General features: G+C 44.8%; 12 protein-coding genes. 1 reads left to right on the top strand and 11 read right to left on the bottom strand.

Annotated elements, in window-relative coordinates; all coding sequences use genetic code 11:
• Positions 1–65: 65 nt before the first annotated feature.
• A complete protein-coding gene (locus ACRRU2_RS24020; protein ID WP_432505594.1) occupies positions 66–434 on the bottom strand; it encodes a DUF4180 domain-containing protein in 369 nt (122 codons plus the stop codon).
• A 333-nt stretch (positions 435–767) separates the two neighbouring features.
• On the opposite strand from ACRRU2_RS24020, the gene ACRRU2_RS24015 reads away from it, so the two are divergent.
• Positions 768–1,172 (top strand): RidA family protein, encoded by a 405-nt coding sequence (locus ACRRU2_RS24015; protein WP_331698888.1) that lies wholly within the window; start codon positions 768–770, stop codon positions 1,170–1,172.
• Positions 1,173–1,267: 95 nt separating this feature from the next.
• On the opposite strand, the gene ACRRU2_RS24010 is transcribed toward ACRRU2_RS24015, so the two are convergent.
• From ACRRU2_RS24010 to ACRRU2_RS23965, 10 genes are all read right to left on the bottom strand, one after another.
• The gene (locus ACRRU2_RS24010; protein WP_432505591.1) at positions 1,268–5,632 is read right to left on the bottom strand and encodes an S-layer homology domain-containing protein; all 4,365 of its coding nucleotides are present in this window, start codon (positions 5,630–5,632) and stop codon (positions 1,268–1,270) included.
• A gap of 172 nt (positions 5,633–5,804) precedes the next feature.
• On the bottom strand, positions 5,805–7,175 hold the full coding sequence (locus ACRRU2_RS24005) for an extracellular solute-binding protein (protein WP_432505589.1): 1,371 nt from the start codon (positions 7,173–7,175) through the stop codon (positions 5,805–5,807).
• Between the two features lie 133 nt (positions 7,176–7,308).
• Entirely contained in the window at positions 7,309–8,511 is a 1,203-nt protein-coding gene (locus ACRRU2_RS24000; protein ID WP_432505587.1) for a pectin acetylesterase-family hydrolase, read from the bottom strand.
• Between the two features lie 570 nt (positions 8,512–9,081).
• Entirely contained in the window at positions 9,082–10,029 is a 948-nt protein-coding gene (locus ACRRU2_RS23995; protein ID WP_331698883.1) for an aldo/keto reductase, read from the bottom strand.
• Positions 10,023–10,829 (bottom strand): SDR family NAD(P)-dependent oxidoreductase, encoded by an 807-nt coding sequence (locus tag ACRRU2_RS23990; protein WP_432505585.1) that lies wholly within the window; start codon positions 10,827–10,829, stop codon positions 10,023–10,025. Before ACRRU2_RS23990 ends, ACRRU2_RS23995 begins: the two co-directional genes overlap by 7 nt.
• A 219-nt stretch (positions 10,830–11,048) precedes the next feature.
• The gene (locus tag ACRRU2_RS23985; protein WP_432505583.1) at positions 11,049–11,675 is read right to left on the bottom strand and encodes an SGNH/GDSL hydrolase family protein; all 627 of its coding nucleotides are present in this window, start codon (positions 11,673–11,675) and stop codon (positions 11,049–11,051) included.
• 206 nt (positions 11,676–11,881) lie between these two features.
• Entirely contained in the window at positions 11,882–12,520 is a 639-nt protein-coding gene (locus tag ACRRU2_RS23980; protein WP_432505581.1) for an SGNH/GDSL hydrolase family protein, read from the bottom strand.
• Complete coding sequence (locus ACRRU2_RS23975; protein ID WP_432505579.1) at positions 12,510–14,153, bottom strand: sialidase family protein; 1,644 nt, start codon at positions 14,151–14,153, stop codon at positions 12,510–12,512. The genes ACRRU2_RS23980 and ACRRU2_RS23975 overlap by 11 nt, the downstream gene beginning before the upstream one ends.
• A 39-nt stretch (positions 14,154–14,192) precedes the next feature.
• Positions 14,193–15,296, bottom strand: coding sequence for a sialidase family protein (locus tag ACRRU2_RS23970; RefSeq protein WP_432505577.1), 1,104 nt, complete (start codon positions 15,294–15,296; stop codon positions 14,193–14,195).
• 56 nt (positions 15,297–15,352) lie between these two features.
• A complete protein-coding gene (locus ACRRU2_RS23965) occupies positions 15,353–16,234 on the bottom strand; it encodes a carbohydrate ABC transporter permease (RefSeq protein WP_432505575.1) in 882 nt (293 codons plus the stop codon).
• Between the last annotated feature and the right edge of the window lie 6 nt (positions 16,235–16,240).

Raw genomic sequence — 16,240 nt, 5'->3', positions numbered from 1 at the left:
CACCCTGTCCTGTTAGAGTTAGGGTCACGACTGGGGAGTCCGGATCGTTGGGGTGACCCTAGTTTTTAATTTATATTATGCAATGCTTGAATTGCAGACTGTCTGTCTTTTAGAAAGAAAACCTGCTTGCCTTTATTACATTCATAAATAAAATCATTCAAACTCTTACTGTTGTATTTATCAAAATCGCCAACAATCGCCAGTTTTATATTGTAATTCACATACTTCTGCAAGATTTCTCCTGCTAATCTGGTCTTTAACTCGAAAAACTCCTCAGTCAGGTTAGACTCTCCAATAACAAATTTATTGCTCTCATGGTTATATTGAATAGATGCCATCAAATCCAATGCATCCTGAACATTGCGTATTAAGGTTTCAGAGCTATCAATAATGACAACCTTCGAATCGCCTTTTTCGTCGATTATAATGTTCATATAATTCTCCCCTATCTACAAATGCTTCCAGTTTGCGGCTATTCAGTCCCTATGTTGACACATCTCAATGTCCTTTTAAGCTAACTAAAGACTGACGGCGTGCACTCCCTGGCTTGTTGTTTCTTCCAATCAGACTGTGCTATTCTTATTAAGGGTAAGATTACTTTTGAATGGATGGAGGATACCCGATGAAGAAAAGAGCGCTTCGCCATTTGTCTCCCGGAATCGGGTATTCAACAGCTGTTTTTTTCTAGAATGTAAGCAGACGGGATAAGTCTGCCTAATTTCAACGATACGAAAACAGTAGATCCATTATAAAGGAGACCCTAATCTATGACAAATCTCAATGAACTATTCGTTAAAAGATCAAATCCCGACACGATTGCGCAGCCTGTTGGTAAATATAGTCATGTAACCAAAATCAGCCGAAATGCCGAATGGTACGTATTCTCCGGCCAAATTGGCACGGACTCTAAAGGCGATATCCCGGCCGATTTCAATCAACAAGTCGTCCATACAATGGACAATATTGCGAAGGTCCTTGCATCTCAGCAGTTAACACCAGACCATGTGGTTAAGATCAACATTTGGGCGGTGGATCCGATCGATTGGGATTTTTTCGATCGCGTTTGGGAAAAAACGTTCGGACCCACGCCTCCGTCTATGACGATTGCCTACGTTCAAGCTCTTGGCCTGCCTGAAATCAAAATCGAACTAGATGTTTGGGCAGCCGGGTAATTTATAATTGTGCTGATCTATCTAATATGAAATTGATTTCCAAAAAAAAAAGCACCTATGCAAAACAGGTGCTTTTTTTTGTTAATTATTGAATTCTACTTCATGCTTAATACTTTTTCCATCATAGCAGATGCCGCGGCACGTGTCAGTACTGCATCTGGCCTAAAGCTTCCATCTGGATAGCCCTCAATGATGCCATGCTCTACAGCAAGTCGCAGCGAGGCTGTTGCCCAGCTTGCTGTTTTGTTGCTGTCGGTAAATGTCAGGGCGGTCCCCTCTCCTGTCAGGCCCAGCGCGCGAACAATAAGCACAACCATTTGTTCACGCGTAATTGATTGGTCCGGGGCGAATTTGCCATCGCCATTCCCTTGCACCAATCCGTTCGAAAAGGCTGCTTCAATGTAAGGCTTAGCCCAGTGGCTATCGCTTACGTCATCGAACGTGCTGCCCTCTGCCAAATGAAGACCAAGCATACGGACCAGCATCGCCGTTACTTCCGAGCGCTTCATCGCCAAATCCGGCTTAAAGGAACCGTCTGGGTAGCCGTTCAGCAAACCTTTCTTAACCAGATACTGAATGGATGGGAAGGCCCAGTGCCCGGATGCCAAGTCTTTGAATACAATCGGTTCAGTCGGCTTTGGATCTACCGGCTCCTTCGGATTTTCAGGATTTGCAGGGTCGGTTGGATCAGTTGGCTCAGTTGGATCAGTTGGGCCAGTCGAACCGCCCGGATCGGTCGGTGTTTCCCCGCCTGGGCTAGTGCCGCCCGAAGCTTCGACCTTAACAGATAGCGGAATAACGCGGTCACCAATAACAACTTCAAGCTGCGCCTCACCTTGTGAACGTGCTGCAACAACGTTCTTAGTAATAGATACTAAACCGGTTGTCAGAGATCGGATCGACAGATCAGATGTGACATCCTTTGTCAGAGGCCCGAACTGGGCTCTTGCATAAACCGGGAAGGTGTCGCCAACTTTCAGCGTCAGTTGTTCTCCAGTGTTCAGTACGTAATTGTTCAGCTCATACACAGTAACAGGCGGCAGCATAATTGAATTACTCCTGCCTATACCTGGCATATTGGCATAAACTTCGTAATGATGCGTGCCAGTCGAAGGTGCCGGGATCACAACTGTAACCGGCGTATCATTCCCTTCCCCTTTCGCGATGGCAACTGTGTCAAATCCATTCTTCACGATAATATCGGAATCAGCTGTCGCTGTCATAGTAAATACAGCATTGTCGCCATCGATCATGCTTGTTGCTGCAGCACGTTGAAGCTTCGCACTTACAGCCTCATTGCTTTGCACCACTGTAGTTGCTGTCACATTATCAACGTAGACGGAAGACACCCAAGCTTCCGCGCTTATGAAGATCAGCTTCATATACTTTGCATTAGGCTGAGCCTTTGACTCAAAACCTTCATTAGACCAGACCTTCAAAGGAGTCGTGATTTCTTTACTCATCGTTGTCCCAGAGCCTGAAGGATTAATCAGCTTTTTGTCTTCATCATAATATCTTACCTGAAGTGTTGGACGGTTGGAACTTCTTCCTTCAGGAGGGTCTGTTCTGTAAAAATCCGCGCTTAATCTGTATGTCCGCCCGGCAATGACCGGAATCAGATCGGACTCTATCGCGACTGTCAACTTCGTATCATTATCATACAAATACAGACTTTGATCTCCCGCTTTTACAAGATTATCCGATAAATTAATTTCAGCATCTTTATCTATTAATGAATCCGGATTTTGTATACTCCAGCCTGAAATCGAGCCATCTTTTCGCAATGGCTGCTCGAATCCTGCATTCTGAACATCCAAAGACTGCGTTGACTCCCCTTCAAACGGCGGCTCTGCTATTCTTCCTTCATGTAAATGTATGTTATCGAAATAAACCGTCCCTGTCCAAGCTTGCGAGACAAACAACACGAGTTTGCCCGTTACCGCATTGACTGGCGCAATCGACTTAAATTCAGCCTCAAGCCATGTCCCTTTCGGTCCTTCAATATATTGCGCTGGAGCCGGCGATGGCGTAACCTCTTTGCCCTCAGCATCATAATACTTCATCGCAAAAATCGCTCCCCGTCCCGCTTCCAAGAACACATCTGACTTTGCTTTATACTCCAAACCTGGCTGTACGGGAAACGGAATGGAAATGACACCCGATTCTGCTTTGTCTGACGTGTCAGTGATTTTCAAGCTGCCCGCACCGCTTTTCGTCTTCTCCGCACTTACTTCAAATTCTGCCAAGCCCGTTACAGATCCAAAGCTGTTCCAGCCTGGAATCGTATTATCCTTGTTCAATTGCTCAAATCCGCTATTAACGATCGGAATTTCTACATCCATTTGAATTGGCGGCGCGCCTGGTGTTACGGTAATCTTTTTCAATAATGAAGCTTCATTATAGTAAATCGCCGTCTTTTCCGGCTCATCCTTGTCTTTGCCAACAACCATCAAATTCGTTTTCGTTCCGGGGATAACCGTATGTGCCATTGTTAAAGGATCAACAACAGTCAATACACCGCCCAATGTCGTATATAAGAATCCATCATCTCCCCAGCGTAGCTTGGCCGGTACCCACGAGTGACTGAATGCCCAGTTTGTAGGATGAATCTCCTTCTGCTTCACAATCTGGTGTGTATCCGGGTCCATGGCAAACAACGTTCCGTAAGCTGCGCCCCAAAGCAATCCGTCAGCGCCGAAGGACAACGCGCCGATTGTTTTCGGTCCAATATTATTTTGCTGCGCAATTCCTGGAACAAACTCATCGACAAGCTTGCTTTCGGCTACATCCCATATAAAAATCTTAGCGTAGCTTTCAGTCGGTTCTGTGCTTATGCCGCCCCAAACGGTCGTTGAACCGTAGAGAAGTCCGGTTTCTTCCTGATAGGCAAGAGACATAATACTTTGATTATGAATCAAGTTTTCATATTTCTCCCAAGACGTGCCATCGTAGATGGATAGAGCTCCGCCCAAAGATCCCATCTTCGGCACAGTTCCGACGAATAGCTTATTATCCCCCGTTGCCAGTGCAAAGGGCCGATCCTCGTTGCCTCCAATAATGTGAATTAGCTTCGGATTTTCCCCGTTTTTGTTAGGTAGCTCCGGATCCATCCCGTACATATAAGCACCCGAGTAGACACCGAACATCATCTTTCCGTTATACGGAATCATGCCCTCCGCCTGACCCATATTAAACTCTTTTTTCTCCCCGGTTTGCGTATTATAGCTCGACCCAAAGGCCCCCAGATAGCCTGCTCCATACAATAATCCATCCGGTCCATATTCCAGTGATTGAATGGATACCGCTTGCCCAGGCACGATAGGCTCATAAACCTTCTTATTCTTCGTTTTAAAATTAATAAGCACGATGCCGCCATTGTATAGAGTAGCCAACGATTTTCCCGGCATGTCGCCATCCTCGTTGCCTAACTCTACCCATCCCGCCCCGCGAACATACTGCTCGTACGGAATACCGGTCGCTTCCATTTCTCCTGTGTTTAGGTCAAAAGAGTAAAATTCTCTGTTCATGTTCAGATATACTTTGTCATCCATTGGAGGCGATACGTACATGCCGCGATAATATTGCTTATGCTGTTCATCCGTAGACCATCCCTCATACCAATCTTGCTTCTCCAGATCGTAGATCAGCAGGTTCTGATTGCTTGTTAGAATAAACATCAAGCTGCCAGCAATGCTTAACGTATACAACTGCTTTACTTCACTTGGCACACTGTAAGTCGATGTCTTCGGAAAAGGGATTTGTTCCCCTTCCCCAGTCTCTGGATTCAGCTTCCACAGTTCACCGATCGCGCCCGTTCCTGCATAGAGCGTACCATCGTAATAAGCAATAGATTTGACATACTCTTTCCCAGCTGAAAGCCGAGGGAACACAGTAAGCTCATCGGAGCGAGTATCATACTTGAACACGCTGCCCGTAGGATATGTACCTCCGTATATCGTATCATTCTCGTCGATTGCAAGACCGTAAAGTGCGGAAGCCCCCGAAATGCTGGCTAATCTTTCGGCTGTTGCTGAACCTGGTACGTAACGGAATAAACCATTGCCTGCAATTACGTAGACATTCCCTCGTGAATCGATAATATGTCCGTCCGCCGCTCCCTTCCCTCCCTCCAGTGGAATGGTGCGTATCAAACTGTAGTCTGTCATGTCGATCACGCTAAATGTAGCCGGAATGTCACTCCCTCCGGTTACGGTTGTATACATGACCGGCTTCCCGTCCTCCATCGCATATACTGCGCTATTCGTGACTGGCGAAGATGCCATCGTCCCAAGCACCTCTGGCGGTGAAAAAAGCAATGGGACAACGGGATCAGACGCCGCTCGCACCATTTCTTTCGGTAATAAAGGGGTAAATGAGGTTATACCAAAAACTACGATAAGTGCACAGATCAGCAGTTTTCTCGTCTGCTTTGTCCATCTTTTGTCAATCATAACTAACATACCTTCAACTCCTTCTTCATTTTTTGCAATCGCTTACACATTGGTTCGTAACTAGTTCTCATTTCCACAAAAAAATCCTATCACAACGTCCGTAGTTTGTCTACTAGTTCTTTTCTAGTTCTTAACTATACAAAAAATTAGCTGCAAAAGCAATGCTTTCCGCAGCTTGCTCTCATTGAGCATTTATTTTGGCGGAGAACATCGCTAGCAGTTCATCTTCGTCGATGAGATTAGAGAAATATTGTTTTAAACAATCGCCCAGAATCAAAATCTCGCTCATCGTCAATCCCAATTGTTCATGAGTAGCGTAATTCGCTGCAATCTCGCGATAAAGCTCCATTCGCAGCGGTTTATTGCCATGCAAGGTTTCAACCGATTCCGCAATCCGTTTATTCGCAGACAAGCTATATGTAGTTTCCCGAATATAAGAGAGAACGCCTTCAGAGGTCAGAAAATTTGCAAGCTTACGTGCAGCTTCTTTTTGTGGCGACTTGTCATAGATTCCAATGCCAATCGAAAGCAGCAGTGTTGCATTATTTTTCCCGCGCGGCAGTTGAGCGATATCGTAGTTAAATTCGGCATCTTTCAATCGATTTAATTTAAAATAACTCGATATAATTACCGACACTTTTTCTTGCATAAATAAAATTTCTTCCCCGTAATTCCCGAGCCCGACCGGATACATCCCTTCTTCATGAATGAGGTTCCGAAGCATTTGCAATAGTTCGCAGAATCTAGCAGGATCTTCAATCGTGATCGAACCATCTTCCTTGCGTTCGAATCGTATACCTTGCTGGATTAAAAAAATGGGCCACCTATTTATCGAGAACAAGTGAAAATACAGCCCCCTGCGATTCATCCCTTTTAACTGCCTTAGCAATTGATGCAAGTCATCCCAAGACCAAGAGCCATCTGGTTCTAACAGCTGTTGTTCCCGCAAATGATCTTTGTTATAGCACAATATGACGGGAGAATAGACGAAAGGCTGCAGCATCAGCCCCTTGCCGGCTGCACTAAACAAATCATTTAGGAACGGGTATGTATTCGGCAATACAGTCTGCTCTTCCAACAGCGCTAGGCCGTCATTATCTTTAAAATAATTAAAATCGAACACATTCACTGTCAGTACATCAAAAATCCCCAGTTCTGTCAAACTCTTAATGCTTTCCACCTGGTGATAAGGAAGTTCGATTAATTCAACCTTGATATGCGGGTATTCCTGATGAAACATCGCAATAACTTCCTTCAATCTCGCTTCTTCATACAGTGAAGGATAGACACCAAAGCGAAGAGTAGTCTGTATGGGGGACACATAGCAAACGCGCGTGCCTACGCGATCGATTTTCTCAATTAAACCTTCCTTCACCAATTCCTCCAATGCAGAACGCACTGAATGCTTGCCCAGACTGAATTGCTCCATCAATTTAGTTTCGGAAGAAAGAAAATCCCCCGGCAGGTAGATTCCCTCCTTTATTTCCTTACGAAGCGTATTAATCATATTCCTATAACGAAGATGAAAGGTTTGACGGTCTTTCGTATTCATAAGGCAACGTCCTATCAATAATTTTATTGGAACACCCTCATATTAGCGCAAAAAAGCCCCTTCCACAAGTTCCAGTTCGATCTGCCATTATGGTGCAAATAGGCCCCCTGTAAAGACCTTGCAGCCGACGACGTCAGCCCTCTTTCTCTACAAAATGCCGCCCCACGGAGTAATATTCATCCTTATTCACGGCATCGTCCAGCCATTTCATCAGCTTTACCCCGTCCTGCTCGGCTTTGTAGAAATGATTTAATGGGGAGAGTGTATGTGGTGTCCTACCCGTCTTCTCGTTACGACCGTAATCGGTGATGTAGTAATAGTAGCCCGGCACTGTTTCAGCGAGCTGCCCGGCAGATTGCAGCATGCGCGCTGACCAGTGCTGAATATATTCACCATCGTCCGACATGTCCCCATTCAGATCCTTTTCAAAGTCAAACAGCAGCTCATCATAGAGCGTATTGGACTGCAAAAGTACCGCATTGTCTGGGAGCCGCTTGCGGTTCGCTGTGAATACGGACGAAATCAAATCACCGTTTACTTCATAACCAAAGGTCTCTGCAAAGTTGGCCTGCCACTCGTTATCGATAATATCCGGCCAGCGGTCGGCATTTAAATAAGAACCGTCTGAGTATTGATAAATGCGGGCATCCGGGTACATTTTCGCAATCTCAGGCGCCCAGAAAGCAGCCCCGAATCCACCTGCGCTTTCTCCCGCAATGAGAATCTTTTGCGGTGCAGCGAAATGAGTTGCAATCCATTCTAATGCTGTCCCCGTATTGGCTTGACCGTTGTAGTGCATAGTGAACGGCTTGCCTTTGGCGTCCGCATATTCCTTGGATGCATTCCCGATATGCAGATCACCGGTAGAATAAGGGATATATACGATGTTCCAATCCTTGAATGGATTATTGGGATTATTATTTTTCAGTATGCCGCCAAGCGTATTTACTTTAAAGAATGGAATGTTCGGAAAGTAATATTTGATCTCACCGTTTTTCATTACATTGCTCAGACTGATCGGCTGCGCGGCACTCACTGCATCCCAGGCCACTCCACCCCCTGAAAAATAAATGATCAATTTATCTGCATCTGCGGCTCCCTTATTGGCAAGTAAATAGTATTCTGAGCCATCGGCAGAAATTACTTGTTTATCCTGGCTAAAACTGATTTTATTCCAGATATAGCGCTCAGCAACAGCCCATTTATCCGGCTTAGCAGGCTTTTCGAGTATGAAGAAATAAACGTACCCCACCAAAATCCCCAGGATAAGCACAGTTCCGCTTATGGTCGTTATGAGAAGCTTGTTGATTCTTTTCACTGTTTTCTTTTGTACCACGCAAAGACAGTCCTTTCGACCACTTTCTTCCTATCATACCATACGAAAGAAACTGCCGGGCATATTCCGCGGCAGCTCGTTCCTCTTCCATCTCCATGAATAAAGATGGTTTCGATCCTAGAGTCGTCAATTCGATTTGAAACGGAGGGAAGCTACTGAGTAGAGGATCATTGGCCAATATATCGGTTAAACCGTATCTTTATATTTTGCCCATGGTGATCCTTCGGGGTGTTCAGTGTTTACCCCATGCTGCGAACTGTATATCTATCCTTATGGATACTAACGTCAGCTTTACCCAAATGCAATTTATCGGTCTTGGAAACTATGAGGCCATCAGCGGGGATCGGCACTTCCGGCGCATTGTTGGGAACACAGCCATTTACGGCTTTGCCCAAGTCATTTTCACTGTGGTGCTGGGGTTGCTGTTTGCCGCAATAGACACCAGATCATAAGCCTGCACAAAGCCACTCTCCCGTTTCAACGTCCAGCGACCCAATCTAAGTCAGGCTCACCCTGTGAGTATGGATGCCAGGCCAATATCTCGAAATAGTCATCTCCGTTCATGGGCTATTATCTCCACATCGCTGGTGTAATAAGTATTTCTGGTATATCAGAGAAGCTGCGCTCAATATGTTCCCTAGTACTATCCTTTAATTTAGGCCCATTCATTAATCGTAAATTTTCCTCAATCTGCTGCTTACTCTCAGCACCAATAACAAGACCAAACACACCTTCCATATCTCTAATATATGAAAAAGCTAGTTGTGCTATGGACATGCTTTCAGCTTCAGCAATCTCTTTCAACTGATCTAAATAATATTCCGCAATTCCACTAAGCTTACTGGGTACACAGTCCTTATTCATGAAGAATAATCCTTGCAAATATACACTTCTAGCTACAACAATCTTATTTTCGAGCTGTAAATCCTTTAATGCACCGCATCCAATTAAGCGTTGATCGAATATATTTAATGGAGCTTGAACTACCTCATAGATCTCATCTTTAATATATTCAGAAATAGCAGCATACCGATCTACAGGGACAGCATCAAGCGAAATTCCACCTCTTTGTATTAAACCTTCCTTTTTCAGCTTTGTTAAGACCTTTGAGATAGAAGCTCCGTATTTATTAACCATCTCTGGATTATGCACCATAAGTGCGGGAATGCTTCTTAATTGTAAACGAGAGAGAATAGCTTCGGCTTTCTGTACCATTTGACGTTCAATCTCTTGTTCTGAGATTAAATTCATATCGATCTTTAGCTTCGAAGCAATAAAAGGAGGAGTTTTTCCTTTAAAGAAATGACCGAGTTTAATCTCGGCATCACCATATTCATAGGCCGTATCGTAGCAATTAATACCCGATTGTTCACATACACTTAAGAGCTCATCTGCATTTACATGTTCTGCTTGATTATTGACTCCATATCCCTTTAATCCCATTTGTGCCGTTCCAAGCATGAGTCTCGAGATCGTTAATCCATTAATTGTTCTTTGATGCATGACCTGATTTACCAACTACTCCAACCCCCATCAAGAACAAGGTTATGTCCAGTAACATACTTTGAAGCAGGAGAAGCAAGGTAAACAATTGCGCCTTTTATGTCATCCTCATCCGCCATTCTGCCTAGAGGAGTTCTTTCCAAATAATTATGCAGAAAAATTTCATTTGTTATTTTATAGTCTCCATTTTGAGTTGGGTTATAGCCGCCTGGAGAAATACAATTTGCTCGAATATTATATTTACCATAATAATTAGCCAGCCACCTAGTTATGCCTACAATTCCCCATTTGGCGTAAGTATACTCGATGCCACTAGACATGCCTGTATCCCCGTACACAGGGAAATGAGGTCCTAGAATGCCTTGAATCGAAGAAATATTAATAATATTGCCTTCATTTCTATTACGCATCCTGCTAACAACAGCTTTTGATATGAGCATAGTGCCTAAGCCGTTCACCATCTGCGCTTGTAACCAGCCCGAAGAAGTTGTCTGTTCAATATCATTCAACCCCACTCTAGAAACTGCATTGTTTACTAGAATATCAATTTGTCCAAATTCCTCAATCGTTTGTTCTACCAAAGCTTCAATGCTCTGCTCATCTGCCAGATCAAGACTTCGCCCAACAGCCTGAATACCTCTAGAACGTAGGTTTGCAGCTAGCTTCTCACATTGCTCTATGCCACGTGACGCTACAATGACTAACGCACCTGCTTCCCCCAAGGCAGTGCTAATATGCTCTCCGTATAATCCCGAGCCTCCGGTAACAATAGCCACTTTCCCATCTAATCGAAACTTATTCATAACATTCATCATTTTCTCTCCCGAGTTTAAAATTATGAATAATCATATCTAGTTCTTGTTTCGCACCTTAATGGCAGCCCTGACTTGCGGTATGAATCAATCAGTTCTTCTGCGTAAAAAGAATATAACATCTTGTAGTGTTACATACTGGGCTGCCCGGAGTATGGACCGAATCACTCGAACGCTTTATTATGCAATTAGGGATTGCTGCCGTGACCGATTAAATCCATCCTATTCAGCGGCAATGCCCAGATATTTGTATAATGCAGAGGCCATTAACTTATGTCCATGTTCGTTAGGATGAATGCTATCATTCATTAGCATCAGATGAGTGTTCGTATTTCCATTTACATGAGCTGCCCATTCTGCACATAAATCACAAAGGGGTGTTCCAGTATCCGCAGCCACCTCACGAATAACAGCCGTGTATTCCGGATAATCTTTCCTCAATGCGACTGCACCTTCAACTACATTGTAATCTAGCATATTCTGTGTAAGCAGCAACACTTCGCTTCCTGACGATTCGATGTCATGAATAATGGTTTGTAGATTTTGTCTAAAATCATCAATGGTTACCCTTGCTGAATCATTCATTCCGATCATTACCATAACAAGATCCGGTTTAAACCGCAGTGCATCCCGCTCCAGCCGCCCCAGAAGCTCCACTGTTGTATGTCCACTCTTCCCCGCATTTACAACCATCGAACGCCGACCATACTGCTCCATCAATCTCTCGGTTAGTTGTCCAACATAGTTCAGCTTGCCATGCAGGTGATAATTCTGTTCAGTAATAGAATCGCCAATGCACACTATTAGAGCATGTTCGCCATTGGCGAGCTTCTCCATCGTTATCGGCATATCGAATCGCTCCTTCAACTTGATTAACAAACATATATATCTTTTGCACCTAGGATTCATTCACAAAAATACCGTCGCTCGGATGGATTCGCAAGGGCGACGACGGCTAATCGCCTTCCACGCGTCGCGAGCGACGGTATAGTTGACACACATTAGTGAAATAATTTTTCTCTCACTCAAACCCAATTACTAGAATGATTTGACTTCTAAGCCCGCTGCTCGATGCAAATTTGTCTAATAAAGGGCACTAGCCATTTCTGACCTACTGAATTCAAGTGCACTCCGTCATTTTGATCTGTATAGTTATCACGATATAGCTGTCCATCGTGCAGAGTGGCCTCTGCAGTAATGGCATTCACATCTAAGTAACCTGTATCTAGCTCGACACTCATCTCATGAACAGCTCTCACATAGTTCAGCAGTCTAATCTGACTTGCCTGTGTACCCGCAGAGTTCGTCTCTGTTACAATAAAAGGAGGACTCATCAGCAATATATACGGTGCCGCATTTCCTCTTTCGTGAGCAGAGACTCTAATTTGACGAACGATTTCACGCAAGTTGGATTTGAACTGGTCTAATGAAACAGCTGGCTCTTCCTTCCCCTTATAGATGGCATGGTCATTCGTTCCCAGCATAATCGAAATAAATTGCGGCTGGTGCTGTAGGCATCTTTCTTCCAGCTTATCCAGCAGGTGAAGCGTGTTCCAACCGCCTATGCCGTTGTTGATCATTCTGTGGAAGCCAAGCGTCTCCCGCTCCTCAAACAGCCATTCCATATAAACCTTGACATTATTTCGATAGGCAGTAATAGAGTCGCCTAGTGCAACATAGGTTCTATCCTTCATGCTGAACCACACTGCTTTTAATAGACTTTATTTGCAATCCCCCGCTTGCTTCGGCCATATGCAAACGTACATAGGAAATACCGCGGCCTTGCTCTAACTGAGGAAGAACGCCGACACTCTCTCCATTTAGGAGTACATTCGCATGCTCTTGGCGGCAATCCCACTTTAGTGTCAGCTCTGCCCATTGATGGCTTTCGAGCTTCTTAGTTGTTTTTAGTGGGTGATAAGGTCCTTCATTCATGTATTGTACATGCATACTGCCGTCAGAAGTAATCTGAAGTCGGAAATGTCCTCCCTGCCGATCACTTGGCTTCAGGAACGATTCGGATACAGAGAGATAACAACCGCCAAACTGCTCCTCCAGTAAAAGCTGGAAAGTCACGGCACCTTGCTCGGAATACGGGAAATTTCGTGTCAAGCCAACATTCGTCTCCGCTACCTCTTTCTTCAGCCTAACAATCTTATCATGGTCAGTCTGCTCAACCATGACACCATCGTTTGTTACAGAAGAGCCCTTGAGGTCATCTTCCCAGTTCTCAAGCTGCTCCCTCTCGCCAACCCACTCCGGGTCGATCTTCACAAGCTTGAAATCTACGGTTCCCATCCAATCACGCAAATGAACGGACAAGTAGCCTACCAGCACATTTCCATCCCCTAGCTCAGACAGCCAAGGATAACATACGCTATGATTCTCATGCTCTTCCTGACTCAAATGAACAATTTCCCGATAACCGCTCCATTTGCCATCATGATCGCGGATCGCCGCTACGAGAGATTGACGAGAGTAGCTGACACCATGACTAATCGGCTCACACTTGCTGTGATTCCAGCACATCAGCAACCGATCATCCTTCAGACGGACAATGCCTGCCGGAGCATTAGAAGCAAAAAACGGCGTCGGCTCGGGAACGGACCACGTTTCACCCTGATCTGTGGAATACGATTCATAGAGTCGACCGGTCTGCGTACGAATAATCATCCAAACGCGGCCATCCGGCAGCTCCACCGTTACAGGCTCGACCGAACCCGATTCCAATGCCCCTCCACCGTTATCAATAACAAGATCCGCATGTGCATTGCGCCACGTAAAGCCCTGATCATCGGACAGGATTACCTCACTGACAAAGCACGCAGATGTTCGATCCGACAAGTACGAAAAGGGCATTACAATCCGGCCACTAGACAATTGTGTAATCGCATTCAACGAGCCTGTGTAACTGTGGCCATAGTCGATCATGTCCGGTCCTTCCCAAGTATGACCGTTGTCTCGGGAATAAAGATGGTACATGTCGATCTTTCTTTCCCGATACGGAATATCATTATCCCAATCCTTCAGAATAAATCCATAGAGATGTACGGTACCATCTGTTGTCACTAGAGGTGCATGATCCAAGTCGATCATTTTTACCGCTCCGGGCTCTGCTGCAAATTCAAACGCCAGCTCAGGATCGCCCCAGGTGAGTCCATGATCTGTTGATCTGCGTACATAAAGTCGCTGAGGGATCGATGTATCCTTCCATTCACTCGGCTTCTTGCCGACCGTATAAATGGATAATACCGTTTGATCCGGTAGGGTTACGAAAGTTCCTAACTTTCCTGAAAAGTTGATCGGTGTTGGCGATTGTGCTGGCATCTCAGTTACATCTCCTTCACGCAATGTATAGTTATTTCATTACTCCGTATATATGTCACTAAGCAACACTTTTGTCATTTTCAAACGAGCCAAGCAAATGCCATCCTCTGGCTCTCCGGCGCAATAAGCAAGGAGTACAGCATCAGAGGTGAAGTGTATGGCCGTATAACAATAACCGCCATTATCCTCTTCCGTCTGTATGGCGAAATGATTCGTCCATGTTTTACCTTCATCCTGACTGATCGCACCTACGAGGGGCGCTCTTCCCCAAGAATGCTTTCCGATTTTCCGCAGCTGATAGTTTGGAATCGGGTTCCATACCGCAAGCAAATGTCCATTTGATGGATTACGCTTGACACTCAAGGGCGATACCGAGGATGTGAATTGTGAAGGAACAGCCTCAGACCATGTTTCTCCCCCATCGACTGAGAAGCTCTCATATTGTCTGCCAAGATCGGTTCTATGGTACATCCACAGTGCCCCGTTCTTCAACTCAATGATGCCAGGCTCCTGCAGACCGCTGCGGGTGTGAGGGACAGTGAGCGAGCAACTGTTAGTCGCTTCACGCCATGTCACCCCATCATCGTCGGAGATCATTACATATACCGTTCCTCGAGAATCAAAGGAACCCCACTTGATGGTATCCGTTGTACGCATTTTATGAAGTGCGGAAGGCACAAGTAGCCGACCAGATGACAATCGAACGACTCGATCGTTGTTAACAACGTAATATCCAAGTCCAGGCACGCAGCACACAGGTTCGCTCCAGGTAAGCCCCTCATCGCTAGAACGGAACAAATGCAGTCTAGCGTCATGCCATCCACGCCTAATTACGTAAAACAAGCCGATATCTCCGTTTTGCATGCGCAGCAAGGAGACGCTCATAATATTTAAAGCCTCATGACGATCTGGATGATCGATCACCCTTTCATCCTGCCAGGTTTCACCGCAATCAGTAGAAAATACTGCGACGATACAGGCCTTGGCATCGTCACTATGGGATTCTCCGATAAAGCGGCTGTACACGAACATGATTCGTCCGTCTTTTAAATCAAGAAAAGCGCCCTCGCTATTCCGCGGATTGTTCACCCCTGATCTATAATCGAGTACAGGATAACCTTTCTTCTTTATATCGACCAACATATCAATACCCCTCTTTCTTAGTTTGGAACAGCATTCGCTTATGGTCTTAGCCCTTATTACCCTTTGACAGAACCAACCATTACCCCTTTAATGAAATGCTTCTGCAAAAACGGATATACGCAAATAATCGGAAGTGTCGTAATCATAATAATGGCACCTCTCAATGCTTGCGGAGTCGCTCTTTCCTCCATGTTGACCAAGAGGGAGGTGTCTAAATCCTGATTTGTCATCGTTAGTACAATTCTTCTCAGCAGAACTTGAACCGGCATCAAATCTGAATTTGTAATATAGATGGTTGCATCGAACCAAGCGTTCCAGTGATTAACTCCGTAGAAAAGTCCGATGGTCACAAGCATAGGCATACTGAGCGGCACAATTATACTGACGAGCACTCTGAATGGAGAAGCACCATCGATCGTTGCGGACTCCTCCAAGCTTTCAGGGATTTCCTGAAAGAAGCTCTTCATGATGAGAAAGTACCAAGCACTAATCAATGATGGAATGATCATGACCCAGAACGTATTAGTTAAATGAAGGAATTTCATTAATAAATACGTTGGCACAAGTCCACCGCTGAATAACATCGTAATAAATATGAGCGTAATGAAAACACTGCGGCCTGGAAGAGTTCTTCGGGAAACACCAAATGCCAGCATTGCAGTAAATAGAAGGTTCAGAGTTGTACCGATTATGACTCGCATAATCGTAATTCCATAAGCTTTATATAAGGTAGACCCTTGACTCAATAGTGTTTCATAGGCCGTAAAATCTATTTTCTCTGGGATGAGAATAAAGCTGCCCCGTCTAATCAACTCTTGTTCACCGACTAATGAGGTAGATAAAATAACAAAAAAGGGAATGATAAACAACAGAGCCAATACAGCCATTAAACTGTAGTTAAAATAATTAAAAATCCTTCCTCCTGCCGACTCCTTCAACCTGTA

Source organism: Paenibacillus sp. GXUN7292 (assembly GCF_050864975.1).
Classification (GTDB): domain Bacteria; phylum Bacillota; class Bacilli; order Paenibacillales; family Paenibacillaceae; genus Pristimantibacillus.
Note: the sequence above shows the minus strand (reverse complement) of the source record. Positions and strands in the feature narration are given on the sequence as shown.